The sequence below is a fragment of the Streptomyces sp. 4F14 genome, assembly GCF_048159485.1.
Classification (GTDB): domain Bacteria; phylum Actinomycetota; class Actinomycetes; order Streptomycetales; family Streptomycetaceae; genus Streptomyces.
Genome location: NZ_JBLRVY010000393.1, coordinates 1 through 319, shown reverse-complemented (window position 1 = coordinate 319; position 319 = coordinate 1). Strand labels below are relative to the sequence as shown.

At 73.7% G+C, this 319-nt stretch carries 1 pseudogene; it reads right to left on the bottom strand.

The features are described 5' to 3' along the window. Window positions 1–92: 92 nt before the first annotated feature. Window positions 93–319, bottom strand: a pseudogene (locus ACLZOT_RS51265) (hypothetical protein); the annotation flags it as partial.

Sequence of the window (319 nt, the reverse complement as noted above, 5' to 3'; positions counted from 1 at the left end):
CAGGAACAGGCCGGCCAGCGACAGCACGTCGAAGTCGACGCTCTGGGTGGCACCGAAGGGCCCGAAGGCCGTCATGTCGAGGCGATGCAGCCTCATCGCGCCACCTCCCGCACGGCGTCGTCGGCGCGCACCGCGTCGAACGCGTCGCGCAGCACGCCCTGTTCGTGCTCGTCGGGCCCGGCCCCGCGCACATGGGCCACGAAGTCCTCCGCGATCTCCTGGTCGCTCCGGCCCGCGAGGCGCTGCGCATAGGACACGTCGGGGTCGTCGGGCGCGCCGCGAGGTGAGAAGCGCCTGCAGGGCGTGCCGGCGGATCGGC